The sequence below is a fragment of the Ruegeria sp. BK1 genome, from assembly GCF_056535645.1.
The window spans coordinates 2,624,566-2,638,700 of record NZ_JBQFIS010000001.1 but is presented as its reverse complement, the minus strand read 5'-3'; the positions used below and the strand labels follow the sequence as shown (position 1 = coordinate 2,638,700).

The following is a 14,135-nucleotide window of genomic DNA, read 5'->3' as shown; positions in this document are numbered from 1 at the left end:
GCAGCCTTCCGGCGCGGAGGTTTTTAATTTCAGCGATGCAAAAACCTTAGTCTTTGCGCTTACCTTTGACACCGGCCCACAGGCGTTTGTTCACCAGGTACAGCAGCACCGACAGAACCGACAGGAAGATCACGCCGACAAAACCGGAATACTTGCGCTCCATCATCTTGGGCTCAGCCGTCCACATCAGGAAGGCCGCAATATCCTCGGACATGGCTTCGACCGTGGCGGGGTGGCCATCGGCGAATTCAACCTGATCATCCGACATAGGAGGTGCCATTGAAATCCATCCACCGGGGAAAGCCTTGTTCTCATAGAGAATGGTGCCGGCCTCTTCTTTTTCCTCACCGGTATAACCGTCCAGCAGCGAGGCGATGTATTCCGCACCACCCATGCCTTTGAACAGCTGGTTGATCCCCAGACCGTATGGGCCGTGGAATCCGGCACGTGCTTTGGCCATCAGGCTCAGGTCCGGTGCACCAACGCCATTGTTGGCCGGGAAGTGGTCGGTCGGGATGGCCGCGCGGAAATCATCCAGCTCGGGATCGAACACTTCGAAGTTCTCTGCCGAATAGGCGATCACTTCTTCTTCCGAGTATCCCAGCGCTTCCAGATCACGCAGAGGTACATATTGCAGGCCGTGGCAGGCCGCGCAGACCTCGGTATAGATCTGAAGACCGCGCTGCAGCTGGTTCTGATCCCAGGTGCCAAACGGCCCTTCGAACGAGAAGTGGAAATCCTCGATATGCTGCTCGCCGCCACCTGCCGCGAAAGACGCAGCAGGGGTAAGGGCCAAGGCAAACGCGGCACCGATTGCAAGTTTCTTGAACATGTTTCCGGTCCCTCTTCTTACTCGGCCGGCGTGGCGTCGGCGTCAGCCTTGCCATAATGCGCGTTGAAGTCTTCTTCGATCGTCTCCGGCTGTGCATCGGGCTTTTCGATTACACCCAGGATCGGCAGGATCACGAAGAAATAGGCGAACCAGTAGGCGGACGCGATCAGCGAGAAGGTCGCATAGGGCTCCTCGGCGGGCATCGCACCCAGCCACATCAGGGCAAAGAAGTCGACGATCAGCAGGTAGAACCACCATTTGAACATCGGACGGTATTTGCCCGAACGCACGCTGGAAGTGTCCAGCCACGGTGCCAGAGCCATCGCCAGGATCGCACCGAACATCGCAATCACACCAAAGAACTTGGCATCGATGATGCCGCCGGTGATGAAGCTTGCGAACTGAACAACCCAAACCTCACCGGTGAAGGCCCGCAGGATCGCGTAGAACGGCAGGAAATACCATTCAGGCACGATATGTGCAGGTGTGACCAGCGGGTTGGCCTCGATATAGTTATCGGGGTGGCCCAGATAGTTCGGCATGAAGCCTACAACCGCCCAGAACACGACGAGGATCACGGCCAGCGCAAACAGATCCTTGATCACAAAATAGGGCCAGAAGGGCAGCGTGTCTTTCTCGGCATCGGCTTTCGACGTGCGGCGAACCTCAACACCCGTGGGGTTGTTGTTGCCGGTGGTGTGGAAGGCCCAGATATGCACGATGACCAGCGCCGCAATCACGAACGGCAGCAGATAGTGCAGCGAGAAGAAGCGGTTCAGCGTAGCGTTGTCCACCGCGGGTCCGCCCAGCAGCCAGGTCTGGATCGCGTCGCCAACGAAGGGGATCGCACCAAACAGGCCGGTGATCACGGTTGCACCCCAGAAGGACATCTGACCCCAGGGCAGAACATAGCCCATGAAGGCAGTACCCATCATCATCAGGTAGATCAGCATCCCGATGATCCACGTTATCTCACGCGGGGCTTTGTAAGAGCCGTAGAACAGGCCACGGAAGATGTGGATGTAGACCGCAACAAAGAACAGCGATGCGCCATTCATGTGCAGATAGCGCAGCATATAGCCGCCATTCACGTTGCGCATGATGTGCTCGATGCTGGCAAAGGCCAGATCAACATGCGGGGTGTAGTGCATCACCAGAACGATACCGGTGACGATTTGCAGCGCCAGGCAGAACGCCAGGACGATGCCCCAGATCCACCACCAGTTCAGGTTCTTGGGGGTGGGGATCATGATGGTGTCGTAAATCAGGCCGACGATGGGCAGGCGGCTGTTCAGCCATTTCTCGCCGTTTGTCTTCGGCTCGTAATGATCGTGGGGAATTCCGGACATCTGGGTCTCCCTTAGCCGAGTTTAATGGTGCTGTTGTCTGTCCATTCCGCAGGCGGAACAGGCAGGTTTTCAGGCGCGGGGCCTTTACGGATTCGGCCAGCCAAGTCGTAGTGCGAACCGTGGCAGGGGCAGAACCAGCCGCCAAAGTCACCGGCATCACCCAGCGGCACACAGCCCAGGTGCGTACATACGCCCATCTGAACCAGCCAGGCACCGGGGGCTTCGCCCTCGGGCGAGGGCATGACGCGGTTTTCGTCGGTCGCGGGCGCATCAGCCGGTTGGTTGAAGTTGCGCGCCAGCGGATCGGGCAGCGCATCCAGACCTTCGGCGTCCTGCTCTTTGGCCTCTTGGATCTCGGCACCGGTGCGGTGACGGATAAAGACGGGTTTACCCAGCCATTTCACAGTCAGCTGCGTCCCCGGCTCAACGCCGCTCACGTCCACACGGATCGAGGACAGCGCCTGAACGTCTGCCGAGGGATTCATTTGGTTGATCAGGGGCCATACGGCTGCACCCGTCGCAACGACACCTGCGCCGCCAGCGACGTAGTAGAGGAAATCTCTGCGGGTGCCTTCGTGGTCTTCTGCGTGGGACACGAGGTTTTCTCCGATTCCGGCGCCCGGAGGATACCGGGCAAACATGCATCAGCACCGCATCAAAGCGGCGTCTCATCGCGGCTATCTATCCGGGAGAAATCGGTTCGTCCAGCGGTCATAGGCGCGCACTACGCCGCATCTGGGCATTCATGTCACAACGTCAGGGTATTTTTTCAAGGTCCGGGCCGGTTTGACCGGAAAAATCCACCTTTGCTCGCCCACGTCTGCTTGGGGTGATTCGGTTTGCTTTGGGCACGCCCGTCACCCTGATGGGTCTCAGTATTCTGGCCGGAGATTTCAGGTGAAATCACCCATAATTTTCCTGATTTTGGCCATGAAAATTTCAACTTTCGCCAGATTTGACCCAGCTAAATATATGAGTTCAAATTAGATATTTCAGAATGCCCGGGTGAGACGCGATTTCGATTGCACTTCAAAGATGAATGCAAGAAGGCGCGGGCAAGGACAATTCTCAGCAGGACGCATCCCATGCCCAAATTTCCCCTGATCACGTTTGTTTTCGCTCTGTCGCTGTCCTCGCAGGTCAGCGCCGCCGGGGACGCAGCCAAAGGAAAGGCGCTTTATAACCGGTGTTCCTCGTGCCACGCGATCATCAAGGGTGATGAGGTTCTGGTCAAAGGTGGAATCACCGGACCGAATCTATTTGGCGTGGTCGGGCGCGTTGCGGGTACAGAAACTGACTACTTGAATGGAAGCGAACGCCTGCCTATTGGCATGTTCACCGATGATATGATCCGCGCCGGACAAGAGGGGCTTGTCTGGACCGAAGACAACATTGCCGCCTATTCAAAAGATCCGATCCGCTTCATCAAAGACTACCTGGACGACGAAACCGCCCGCCCCAACATGAGCGTGCAGCTGAAAAGAGGTGCCGAAGATATCGCCGCCTATCTGGCCACCTTCAGCAACTGACCCTAGCGCTGGCCGCGCATCAGCGTGGCCAGCTTTGCCAAGTCCACCCCGATTCCACCGCCGACCTGATCCGCCGCCGCGAAGCGCACAGCATCGGGTTTGTTCTGATTCAGCTTCCAGGTGCCCTGAATATCATCCACCTGTATCCGACAGGGCACGATCATGCGCATCATCCGGTCCAGCGCCTCGGGCGTCATCTTGTCTGTTGTCCAGGGTGGTTTGGGCAACAGCCGCTGCTCATAAAAGGCCGACTGGCGGTCCAAAAGGCCCTGCAACTCATCGTGCGGCCGCAGTTCCAGCATTCCCGTCAGATGGACCGCAACATAATTCCACGTCGGCACCTGATCTTCGACCCCGTACCAATCGGGGGAGACATAGCCGTCCGGCCCGGTGACGGCGATTTTCGCCGCGCGTGGGACTGTCAGCGCGCGGACAATCGGGTTCGACCGCACCAGGTGCAATTCAGCGACCATGCCATCTTCGCTCAGCAGGAAAGGCACATGACTGATCAACGGAACATCTGTGGTGGACAACGCCAATACGCCAAAGGCCCGCGCTCGGGCAAATTCGACACTTAGGGCCTGATCTTCAGAGCGGAAAGCCGGGTTTGGGTGCATATCAAATCTCCTAGCGGAACGCCTTGCAGATTCGCAGCGATCTTGGCAAGGTCCGCGTCGTTCTCAGGGCGGGGTGAAATTCCCCACCGGCGGTATGCGGGCGCTGACCCGTAAGCCCGCGAGCGGCCTCGGTGCACGAGGTGACAAGCAGATCTGGTGAGAGGCCAGAGCCGACGGTCAAAGTCCGGATGAAAGAGAACGTGCAGCGTGCCAACCGGCGCGGCTGCTCGTGATCGCCTTGGGTGACGTGTCTGTTTTGCTAAGGAGATCACAAATGACACACACCCGCTATGCTTTCGTCAAAGCCAACTGGCATTCCGATATCGTCGATCAGGCGCTGGAAGGGTTCCAACAGGTCATCCCAGCCGACCAGATCGACGTCTACGATGTCCCAGGCGCGTTCGAAATGCCCCTGCTGGCGCGCGATCTAGCGCAAACCGGGCGCTACGAGGCCGTCGCCTGTGCCGCTTTTGTGGTGGATGGTGGTATCTACCGGCATGATTTCGTGGCAAAGGCGGTGGTCGACGGGTTGATGCGCGCGGGGATGGACACGGGCGTGCCGGTCCTGTCGGTCTCGCTGACCCCGCACCAGTATCAGGAAACCGACCATCACAACGCCATCTACCGCGCCCATTTCGTCGAAAAAGGCCGCGAGGCCGCCCAGGCGGCTCTGACAATCACAAAAACCCGCGCCTCAATCGTACAAGCGGCCTGATCGTTCTTCTGTTCGAAAATACCTCGGGGGAGTCGCGCCCGCGCGACGGGGGCAGCGCCCCCTTCCCCCGCTTTCCGCATGCAAATCCGCTTGAGGCCAAAGACACTCCCCGCTAATCACAATTTCCAAAGGAGCACGCCCCATGTCGATGAACAGCTTTGGACACCTCTTCCGCGTCACCACTTGGGGTGAAAGTCATGGCCCCGCCTTGGGCTCCACGGTGGATGGTTGCCCTCCGGGTGTCGCCATCGACGAAGCCATGATCCAGCACTGGCTGGACAAGCGCAAACCCGGGCAGAACAAGTTCACCACCCAGCGCCGTGAGCCCGATCAGGTTAAAATCCTATCGGGCGTGTTCGAAGGCCAAACCACCGGCACGCCCGTTCAGCTGATGATCGAGAACACCGATCAACGCTCGAAAGACTACGGCGATATCATCGACAAGTTCCGTCCGGGCCACGCTGATATCACCTATTGGCAGAAATACGGCATCCGCGACTATCGCGGAGGCGGGCGTAGCTCGGCGCGCGAAACCGCATCTCGTGTTGCCGCTGGAGGATTGGCGCGCGAGGCCATCAAACAGATCGCGCCAAATGTGCAGATCACCGGCTATATGACCCAGATCGGCCCACACAAAATCGACCGCGCCAACTTCGACTGGTCGCAGATCGAACAGAACCCGTTCTGGACACCCGACGCCCAAGCCGCCGACGACTGGGCCGCCTATCTGGATGATCTGCGCAAATCCGGCAACTCGGTTGGCGCTGTGGTCGAAGTCGTCGCGCGCGGCGTCCCCGCAGGGATCGGCGCTCCGATTTATGGCAAGTTAGACACTGATCTGGCAGCCGCAATGATGTCGATCAATGCCGTCAAAGGTGTCGAGATAGGCGAAGGCATGGCCGCCGCCGAACTGACAGGTGAGGCCAACGCCGATGAGATTTTCATGGGTCAGAACGGCCCGCAGTACAGCTCCAACCACGCGGGCGGAATTCTGGGCGGTATCTCGACCGGACAGGACATCGTGGTGCGGTTTGCGGTAAAGCCGACCTCATCCATCCTGACCACGCGCAAGACGATCACCAAATCGGGTGAGGAAACCGAGATCATCACCAAAGGCCGCCACGACCCCTGCGTCGGCATCCGTGCCGTGCCTGTGGGCGAAGCGATGATGGCCTGCGTGATTCTGGACCACTTGCTGCTTCATCGCGGCCAGATCGGAGAAAACCGTGGACATATCGGCTGACCTGCGCAGCCGCTTGCGCGCTGTCGTGGCGCAACGCATGGAAACGGACCCCGCCCATGATCTGGCCCATCTGGACCGTGTCTGGGTAAATGCTCGGGCCATTTCCGATGCTCAGACTGACATGACTGTTCTGCTTGCTGCCAGCTATCTGCACGATCTGGTCAACTTGCCAAAAGATGACCCGGATCGCCATCTGGCCTCGCGCAAGTCCGCATCGGATTCAGAGCCTATTCTGAGCGGTTTCGGCTTTAGCTGCGCCCAGATCGACGCCACCAAACACGCGATCGAGGCGCATAGCTTCTCGGCCAATATCCCGCCCGAGACGCCCGAGGCTCGCATCCTGCGAGATGCCGACAGGCTGGATGCGCTGGGCGCCATCGGGATTGCACGGAACTTCTCGGTGTCGGGTGCCTTGGGGCGCACGCTCTATGATGCAGCCGACCCCTTTGCGGCTGATCGCGCGCTGGATGATCTGCACTATTCGCTCGACCATTGGAAAGTGAAGCTGCTGAGTCTGTCTGATGACATGCTGACTGAAACCGGGCGGCAGATCGCAAAAGCAAGGACCGCGCGTATGATCCGTTTTCTGCACGAATTCGCCGAGGAAATCGGCAGTGACCTGCCGCGGACGTGGATAAACGGCGACGCGACCGGTTGATCTTTGCCCGTTAAAGGCGCAGGGTCCGGCCCATGGCAAAATCCTTAACATCGCATCGACCCGCCCTGGCGGTGGGTCTGAAGCTGGGCGCATTGTTCCTGTTCACGGCTATGGCCGCATTGGTTAAAGCGCTGTCGGATACGTTCCCGCCGGGCGAGATGGTCTTTTTCCGCTCGCTCTTTGCCATCCCTGTGATCATTGGCTGGCTGCTTTGGCGTGGAGAGCTGGCGCAAGGGTTGATCACCCGAAAGCCGATGGGCCACGTCTGGCGCGGTGTTCTGGGAACTTCGGCCATGGGGCTGACCTTTACGGGGCTGGCCCTGCTGCCTCTGCCCGAGGTCACGGCCTTTGGCTACGCCACGCCGATCTTCACGCTGATTCTGGCGGCCGTCATTCTGGGTGAGCGCATTCGCATGATCCGTATCGGCGCGGTCAGTCTGGGGCTGCTGGGCGTTCTGATCATGATCTGGCCTCGGCTGGGCGGCAACAACATGGAAAGCACGGCAAGCCTCGGCGCGCTATGCGTTCTGGTTGCCACGATGGCGCGAGGATTCGTGCAAATCCATATCCGACAACTGGTTCAGGTCGATCACCCCGCCGCCGTGGCCTTTTACTTTTCTGTCACGGCAACGCTGCTGTCCGCCTTGACGGCATTTTGGGGATGGACCGCGCCCACGCTTGAACAGACCCTAATATTGGCTCTTGTGGGGCTGACAGGAGGGGTTGCACAGATATTGGTCACGACGTCCTACAAGTTCGCGCAAGCCTCGATGCTGGCACCTTATGACTATACCACGATGCTGTTTGCGGTGGTCATCGGCTATGTCTGGTTCGACGAGCTGCCGACTTTGGTCATGCTGGGTGGGGCAGCGTTGGTTATCGCGGGAAATGTGGTGGTGATCCTGCGCGAACGGCAACTGGGGCTGGAGCGTGCAAAAGCGCGTTCAGTCACGGATCCCAAGGGCTGATCTTTACCTTTCGCGAACTTCACCTAGGTTGGGCGCAACACAAGGAAAGGTTCCCACCATGAGTGATGCGCAGGATCACAAGGAAAAGATGCAGAAGGTGCAGGCCCAGCACCGCAAGAAAGTCTCCGAGGCCTTAGACCCCGAGCGCGGGCTGGTCCTGATCAATACCGGCAAGGGCAAGGGTAAATCCTCGGCTGCGTTTGGTGTGGTCATCCGGGCGCTGGGCTGGGGCCAGAAAGTTGCCGTTGTGCAGTTCATCAAGGGTAAGTGGAAAACGGGTGAGCGGCGTTTCTTTGAAGAACGCGATCTGGTCACATGGCACACAATGGGCGAGGGCTTTACCTGGGACACGCAGGACCGAGAGCGTGACATCGCCGCGGCGAACGCCGCCTTTGGCAAGGCGTGTGACCTGATGGCCAGCGGGCACTATGACCTGGTGGTTTTGGACGAGATCAACATTGCCCTTCGGTACGAGTATCTGTCGGTCGAGCAGGTCATTGATGGGCTGAATGCACGCTCGGACAAAACCAGCGTGTTTCTTACGGGCCGCGACGCGCCGCAGGCGCTGCGTGACTATGCAGATCTTGTCACCGAAATGACGGAAGAGAAACACCCGTTCCAAGCTGGTATCAAAGCCCAGCGCGGCGTGGATTTTTAAGTGTTGGAATGACAGAGCGCCCCTGATCATAAGTCTGGGGCGCTCTGATCCCATTAAATTGCGCGAGACTTTGGGTCCAGCGTGATCGACCACAGCTCGGTATCGGCGCGGTCCATCAGACGCACTGTCATCTGCTCGGTGGCTCCGTCGATATCCACCAATCCAAAGAACTGCAGACCGGCGCTGGGGGGTAGATTGACACCTTGTCCCTCGGCCGGGGCTTTGACGAATTTGACCTCGGGGCCGAAGGTTCCATCCAATGCGTTCGGCCCAAAAGTTCCGGCATGCAGCGGGCCCGAGACGAATTCCCAGAACGGCTCAAAATCCTGGAATTGCGCTTTGTTAGGGTCGTAATAGTGCGCGGCGGTATAGTGAACGTCAGCGGTGAACCAGACCATATTGGTGATCCCGGCGGTTTTGATAAATTGCAGCAGTTCGGCAATCTCCAACTCGCGCCCTTTGGCGGGGCCGCTATTGCCGTTTGCGATGGCTTCGGCCCCGGCTTGTTCCCGCCAGTTGTCCCAGACGATCAGACCGATTGGCATGTCGGATGCGATAACCTTCCACGTCGCCTCGGACGCGGCCAGTTCCCGTTTCAGCCAAGCCAGTTGCTCGGCCCCCAGAATGCGGGACTGATCAGTGATCTCATCCTCCATCGAGGCCCCGTTCGGCCCGCGATAGCTGCGTAGGTCCAAAAAGAACACGTCCAGCATTGGGCCATATGCGATCTTGCGATACACCCGCCCCGGCTCGGCCGGGGTGATGCGCAGCGGTGTCATTTCGTGGAAGGCACGGGCAGCGCGGGATTGCAGCACGTGCACCGATTTCTCAGAATAGCGGTCGTCCGAGATCAGGTCTTTCGCATCCGACCAGTTGTTCACGACCTCATGGTCATCCCACTGAAAAAAGGTCGGGCAGACGGCGTTCATAGAGCGCACATGCTCGTCCATCAAGTTGTATTTCCACTGACCACGGAATTCGTCCAGCGTTTCAGCCACTTTGCGTTTCTCGTCGATCAGGGTGGTGTTTTTCCAGATCAGTTGATCGTCCTTCACGACCTCATCCTGCATCGGACCATCGGCATAGATCGTGTCGCCCGAGTGAATGAAGAAATCGGGCTTGTGCTGCGCCATGGTGGCGTAGGTGCGCATCCCTTCGTCGTCGATGCCCCAACCCTGCCCAGCGGTATCGCCCGACCAGGCAAAGCGGATATTCCGGCGTGAGGTCGGTGCAGTGCGAAATTGGCCAATAATAGGCTCTGATATGGCGCTAATGTCGTGTAGATCCGCTGCGGTAAACCGATAGAAGATGTCCTGATCCGACGGCAACCCGTCGACCAACCGCTTGACGGCCAAGTCGCTGTTGGGGATTGCATCCATAGGGGTCAGTTTGCGCGCATCGGTAAAGCTCTCGGTGGTCGAGACCTCCATCATCACGCGAGCCGGTCGATCGGTGCGAGTCCAGATCATACCCGAGGTGGTGTCAACATCACCCGACTGAACGCCGTGGGTGAAAACCGGGCGCGAGGATGCGCGGCTGATGGCTGGCATAGACAGTGATGCGGCGAAGGCGGTGCTGCCAGCCAGAAAGGCTCGGCGATTGGGGCGTAGGATTCGGGTCATTTGGGCTCTCCTGTCTGGTGGTCCTTAGGGACCACGCGATTGGTGAGCGGCAGTGAGCCGCCTGTTTGTAAAACAAGCGGCTCAGTTTTTTGAAAGTATCACGATGATATTGTGACACTTGTGGACAAGGTGCTTAGGCCGTGACGTCCTGTTCCGGCGCGTTGAGTGCGATCACCACAACAACTGCCGCACCGTTCACCCAGTAGAATACCGCATCCAGGCCGGAAAATCCAAGCAGGCTGGGCGCAGCAAGGAAGGTCAACCCGACCAGAAGATCGACTGTCAGGTGCAGTTTATAGGGCAGCACACGCCAAATCCCCAGATGGTGATCTGTCAGCACGGTCAGCACAAATGCGGCGACGCCGGTCACGACCGACAGCCACAGCGCCAGCGGGTTGGATTGGCCTAGACCCAGTATGAATGGCAAGGTCATCAGCGCAATGGCAACGGGGTAATCCAGATAGGCGTGAATGTTGCGGGTCACGAAACGGGCAGACATGGAAGGTTCCTTTCCTTAGCTTGGTATGAGTCCAAGTTAGATCAGTAACCCCGAACGTATCAGTCCGGATCGTTCGCGTGATATTGCAGATCGTCCAAAATACCGTCGCTTCAGTGCATGGCTCGATAAGCCGCCGGGGACAGACCGACCTGCTTCTTGAACACGCGCGAGAATGCGGCTTCGGACGCATAGCCCACTTCTGCAGCTGCATCCGCGACGTTCCAGCGGCTTTCTGTCAGACCATGGCAGGCAATCTGCATGCGCCAGTCAGTCAGGTATTGCATGGGAGTTGTACCCATTTTTTCGGCGAATAATTGGGCAAAGGCCGTGCGTGACATCCCGGCTTCGCGGGCCAGCAACTCGACGCTCCAGTCCTGCGCCGGAGACTGGTGGAAAGCTGTCAGCGCGCGTGACACGCGGGGATCAGCAAATCCGGCCAAGGCAGATTCGCTGGGGCTTTGATGTTCCAGATGGGCGCGGATGGCCTGGGCAAACAGCACTTCGGATAGTTTCAGCGCGATCAAATCGCCGCCAATGCGGGCGCCGCTGACCTCGGACCCGATCATGCGCAGGGTCGATTCGATCCAGGCTCCGGCCTCTTCGCCGTAGTTCTCGATCAGGATATAGGGGGGCAGCCGGTCGATTAGCATATGTCCCGTGCCCTGCCGCCCCGGCGGGCCGGTGAACGAGAAATGCCCGCAGATCAGCTGCGTATCCCGGCTTTTGTCCTCGCCGCCATAGACCAGAACGCCGTCGCCTTGGTAGCCGGATTTTTCCAGCACCTCTTCCAAAGGCAAAGCGTCCAGCGGTTTAACCTCATTGCAGAGCAGAGCATGCGCGGACCCGTGCGGGATCAGGATCAGGTCGCCTTGCCGTAGCCGCAGTGTTTCGCCGGTGGTCGAGACATGCACCTTCAGCTCGCCCCGCTGTACAAAGTGAAATCGGGCCACGTTTTCGAAGGCTGGCACCTGGACGCCAAAGGGCGGCGTGAACGATGTGCGGAAGTAGAACGTGCCTTTTAGGGACAGGCGCGTGAGGATATCGCTGAGCAGGTCTAACATATGCTTAACCTAAACGATTATGCGCATACATCCATGGGTTCGAACGATCTGCAATAAATCCCGCACGTTTGGCAAAAGAAAACCCCCGCGGATCCGCGGGGGTTCGTTAGAATTGGTTGTTTGGGATCAGGCGCGGACCAACGCCTCATAGTCCGAGGCGATCTCGCGGGTGAGGTCGCCTACCTCGAACGTATAATCGCCAATTTGCCCGACCGGAGTGACCTCGGCCGCTGTACCGGTCAGCCAGCATTGTTCGAATTCGGCCATTTCCTCGGGCTTGATGCGGCGTTCGTGGACAGTGATGCCCTTGTCTTTCAGCATCTGAATGACGGTCTGGCGGGTGATGCCGTTCAAAAAGCAGTCGGCTAGAGGGGTGTGAACCTCACCATCTTTGACGAAGAAGACATTGGCGCCGGTAGCCTCGGCCACATAGCCGTTGTAGTCCATGAACAAGGCATCCGAGCATCCCTTGGCCTCGGCTTTGTGCTTGGAGATGGTGCAGATCATGTAGAGACCCGCCGCTTTTGCGTGAACCGGGATGGTTTCGGGGCTGGGGCGTTTCCATTCTGCGATATCCAGCTTCGCACCCTGCATCTTGGCGTCGCCGTAATATGCGCCCCAAGGCCAGACAGCCACGGCCATCCGCACCGGGTTCTTGGCTGATGCGACGCCCATATCCTCACCCGAGCCGCGCCAGACCAGAACGCGCACATAGGCGTCCTGCAGTCCGCTGGCTTTCAGGGTTTCTTCCTTGGCGGCCTCGATATCGTCCACCGAATACGGCATTGGCATGTCCAGAGCCTCGGCCGAGGCGATCAGACGCTCGGAATGTTCGCGGCTTTTGAAGATTTTGCCGCCATAGGCGCGTTCGCCCTCAAAGACCGAAGACGCATAGTGCATCGCATGGGTCAGGATGTGTACATTGGCCTCGCGCCAGGGCACCAGTTTGCCATCCAACCAGATGACACCATCACGATCATCATATCCCGACATGCGAAACCTCCTGAACCGGGCTGAAATTTCCGATTGTTGCGTTATTTAAGTCCGAAGCGGACATAATGTTGCGCAAAAACTGCGATTCGATACCTGTCTGCCCTTGGAATGTCAATAACGCTGACATAAACTCGACCCAAGTAACGAATGAGGCACAAGATGTCCGACACCCGTCCCGCCCAGGTCTTTGGCGGAGAAAGCCTGCTGTTTCTGACGGATGAGCAGTTACGGCAAGGGATTGAGGCGATGTTTTTCGCGTATCGCGGGTTTACGGCGGACCCTGATCGTATCCTGTCCGAACTGGCCTATGGTCGCGCGCATCACCGGGCCATTCATTTCATCAACCGGGCTCCGGGAACCACGGTGAACAATCTGCTGGCCATATTGGGCGTGACAAAACAGTCTCTGAACCGGGTGTTGCGAACCTTGATTGACGACGGGTTGGTCGAAAGTCGGGTGGGAACCGTGGACAAACGTGAAAGGCACCTATTTCTGACAGAGAGAGGCCGAGAATTGGAGACTACCTTGTCCGAGGCGCAGCGCGTTCGGATGCGGGCGGCGTACAAGGAAGCGGGCCCCGAGGCTGTTTCAGGGTTTCGTAAAGTGCTTGAAGCGATGATGGATGCTGATATGCGTCATGCATACAGGAAATTGCGGGATACCACCTCATGAGCGATATGGACGCGCATCTGCTGATCGTTGACGATGACGAACGCATTCGGGATCTGCTCAAGAAGTTTCTGATGCGGAACGGGTTTCTGGTGACATCGGCCCGTGATGCAGCCCACGCGCGGCGGGTGTTGTCGGGGTTGGATTTCGACATGATCGTGCTGGATGTGATGATGCCGGGCGAAGATGGTGTCAGCCTAACGAAGGCGCTGCGCGAAACCCATTCGACGCCGATCCTGTTGCTTACCGCGCGCGGCGAGACCGAGCATCGGATCGCGGGGCTTGAGGCTGGGGCCGATGACTATTTGGCCAAGCCGTTCGAACCCAAGGAATTGTTGCTACGGATCAACGCGATCCTGCGTCGGATGCCCGAGACACCTGCGCAAGAGACGGTTAGCAAGATCCTGAACCTCGGACCCATCCGCTATGATGTTGAGAAGAGCGAGATGTGGCAGGGCGAAGAACCTGTGCGTCTGACGGCTACGGAAAGTCAGTTGATGAAGATTTTCTCGGCCCAACCGGGTGAGCCGATCAGCCGGTCGAAGCTGGTTGAAGATTTGGGCCGCGACAAAGGCCAGGCGCAGGAGCGCGCGGTGGACGTACAGATCACCCGTTTGCGGCGCAAGATCGAACAGGACCCCAAGCAGCCGCGGTATTTGCAAACTGTGCGCGGTGCAGGGTACATGTTGGCCCCGGACTAAGGGCCGCTGCGCGGCGATTTT

General features: G+C 58.5%; 16 protein-coding genes and 1 riboswitch. Of the genes, 8 read left to right on the top strand and 8 right to left on the bottom strand.

From position 1 onward, the window contains the following. Positions 1 to 46: 46 nt before the first annotated feature. Genes ACR3E7_RS13160 through petA form a run of 3 tightly spaced genes read right to left on the bottom strand, consistent with a single transcriptional unit; the run spans position 47 to position 2,777 of the window. Positions 47 to 832: a cytochrome c1 gene (locus tag ACR3E7_RS13160; protein ID WP_480503561.1), complete on the bottom strand. Its 786-nt coding sequence runs from the start codon at positions 830 to 832 to the stop codon at positions 47 to 49. Between the two features lie 17 nt (positions 833 to 849). Next, the gene (gene petB, locus ACR3E7_RS13155; RefSeq protein ID WP_480503560.1) at positions 850 to 2,181 is read right to left on the bottom strand and encodes a cytochrome b; all 1,332 of its coding nucleotides are present in this window, start codon (positions 2,179 to 2,181) and stop codon (positions 850 to 852) included. An 11-nt stretch (positions 2,182 to 2,192) separates the two neighbouring features. Beyond that, complete coding sequence (petA, locus tag ACR3E7_RS13150) at positions 2,193 to 2,777, bottom strand: ubiquinol-cytochrome c reductase iron-sulfur subunit (RefSeq protein WP_170785419.1); 585 nt, start codon at positions 2,775 to 2,777, stop codon at positions 2,193 to 2,195. Positions 2,778 to 3,266: 489 nt separating this feature from the next. On the opposite strand from petA, the gene ACR3E7_RS13145 reads away from it, so the two are divergent. Beyond that, positions 3,267 to 3,710, top strand: coding sequence for a c-type cytochrome (locus tag ACR3E7_RS13145; protein ID WP_480503559.1), 444 nt, complete (start codon positions 3,267 to 3,269; stop codon positions 3,708 to 3,710). A gap of 2 nt (positions 3,711 to 3,712) precedes the next feature. Here the strand turns inward: ACR3E7_RS13145 and ACR3E7_RS13140 are convergent, their stop codons facing one another. Next, positions 3,713 to 4,327 carry an FMN-binding negative transcriptional regulator gene (locus tag ACR3E7_RS13140; protein WP_480503558.1) on the bottom strand — a complete coding sequence of 205 codons (615 nt, stop codon included), beginning with the start codon at positions 4,325 to 4,327 and terminating at the stop codon, positions 3,713 to 3,715. A 55-nt stretch (positions 4,328 to 4,382) separates the two neighbouring features. Next, a riboswitch (FMN riboswitch) is annotated at positions 4,383 to 4,531 on the top strand. Positions 4,532 to 4,601: 70 nt separating this feature from the next. On the opposite strand from ACR3E7_RS13140, the gene ACR3E7_RS13135 reads away from it, so the two are divergent. From ACR3E7_RS13135 to cobO, 5 genes are all read left to right on the top strand, one after another. After that, positions 4,602 to 5,042: a 6,7-dimethyl-8-ribityllumazine synthase gene (locus ACR3E7_RS13135; RefSeq protein WP_480503557.1), complete on the top strand. Its 441-nt coding sequence runs from the start codon at positions 4,602 to 4,604 to the stop codon at positions 5,040 to 5,042. Between the two features lie 142 nt (positions 5,043 to 5,184). Further along, positions 5,185 to 6,285 (top strand): chorismate synthase, encoded by a 1,101-nt coding sequence (gene aroC / locus ACR3E7_RS13130; protein ID WP_480503556.1) that lies wholly within the window; start codon positions 5,185 to 5,187, stop codon positions 6,283 to 6,285. Further along, the gene (locus tag ACR3E7_RS13125) at positions 6,269 to 6,943 is read left to right on the top strand and encodes an HD domain-containing protein (protein ID WP_480503555.1); all 675 of its coding nucleotides are present in this window, start codon (positions 6,269 to 6,271) and stop codon (positions 6,941 to 6,943) included. The genes aroC and ACR3E7_RS13125 overlap by 17 nt, the downstream gene beginning before the upstream one ends. Positions 6,944 to 6,975: 32 nt before the next feature. After that, on the top strand, positions 6,976 to 7,911 hold the full coding sequence (locus ACR3E7_RS13120) for a DMT family transporter (protein WP_480503554.1): 936 nt from the start codon (positions 6,976 to 6,978) through the stop codon (positions 7,909 to 7,911). Between the two features lie 58 nt (positions 7,912 to 7,969). Then, the gene (gene cobO / locus ACR3E7_RS13115) at positions 7,970 to 8,569 is read left to right on the top strand and encodes a cob(I)yrinic acid a,c-diamide adenosyltransferase (protein ID WP_480503553.1); all 600 of its coding nucleotides are present in this window, start codon (positions 7,970 to 7,972) and stop codon (positions 8,567 to 8,569) included. A gap of 53 nt (positions 8,570 to 8,622) precedes the next feature. Here cobO and ACR3E7_RS13110 read toward each other — a convergent pair whose 3' ends face one another. From ACR3E7_RS13110 to ACR3E7_RS13095, 4 genes are all read right to left on the bottom strand, one after another. After that, a complete protein-coding gene (locus tag ACR3E7_RS13110; RefSeq protein ID WP_480503552.1) occupies positions 8,623 to 10,191 on the bottom strand; it encodes an alkaline phosphatase D family protein in 1,569 nt (522 codons plus the stop codon). 133 nt (positions 10,192 to 10,324) lie between these two features. Beyond that, on the bottom strand, positions 10,325 to 10,690 hold the full coding sequence (locus ACR3E7_RS13105) for an SPW repeat domain-containing protein (protein ID WP_480503550.1): 366 nt from the start codon (positions 10,688 to 10,690) through the stop codon (positions 10,325 to 10,327). Between the two features lie 110 nt (positions 10,691 to 10,800). Beyond that, positions 10,801 to 11,751, bottom strand: a complete 951-nt coding sequence (locus ACR3E7_RS13100; protein WP_170785404.1) for an AraC family transcriptional regulator — start codon at positions 11,749 to 11,751, stop codon at positions 10,801 to 10,803. A gap of 126 nt (positions 11,752 to 11,877) precedes the next feature. Further along, positions 11,878 to 12,744 (bottom strand): branched-chain amino acid aminotransferase, encoded by an 867-nt coding sequence (locus tag ACR3E7_RS13095; protein ID WP_170785402.1) that lies wholly within the window; start codon positions 12,742 to 12,744, stop codon positions 11,878 to 11,880. Between the two features lie 159 nt (positions 12,745 to 12,903). Between ACR3E7_RS13095 and ACR3E7_RS13090 the strand changes: the two genes are divergently transcribed. Both ACR3E7_RS13090 and ACR3E7_RS13085 read left to right on the top strand, forming a co-directional pair. Further along, positions 12,904 to 13,416 carry a MarR family winged helix-turn-helix transcriptional regulator gene (locus tag ACR3E7_RS13090; protein ID WP_170770752.1) on the top strand — a complete coding sequence of 171 codons (513 nt, stop codon included), beginning with the start codon at positions 12,904 to 12,906 and terminating at the stop codon, positions 13,414 to 13,416. After that, positions 13,413 to 14,114 carry a response regulator gene (locus ACR3E7_RS13085; RefSeq protein ID WP_480503548.1) on the top strand — a complete coding sequence of 234 codons (702 nt, stop codon included), beginning with the start codon at positions 13,413 to 13,415 and terminating at the stop codon, positions 14,112 to 14,114. Before ACR3E7_RS13090 ends, ACR3E7_RS13085 begins: the two co-directional genes overlap by 4 nt. Positions 14,115 to 14,135: the final 21 nt, after the last annotated feature.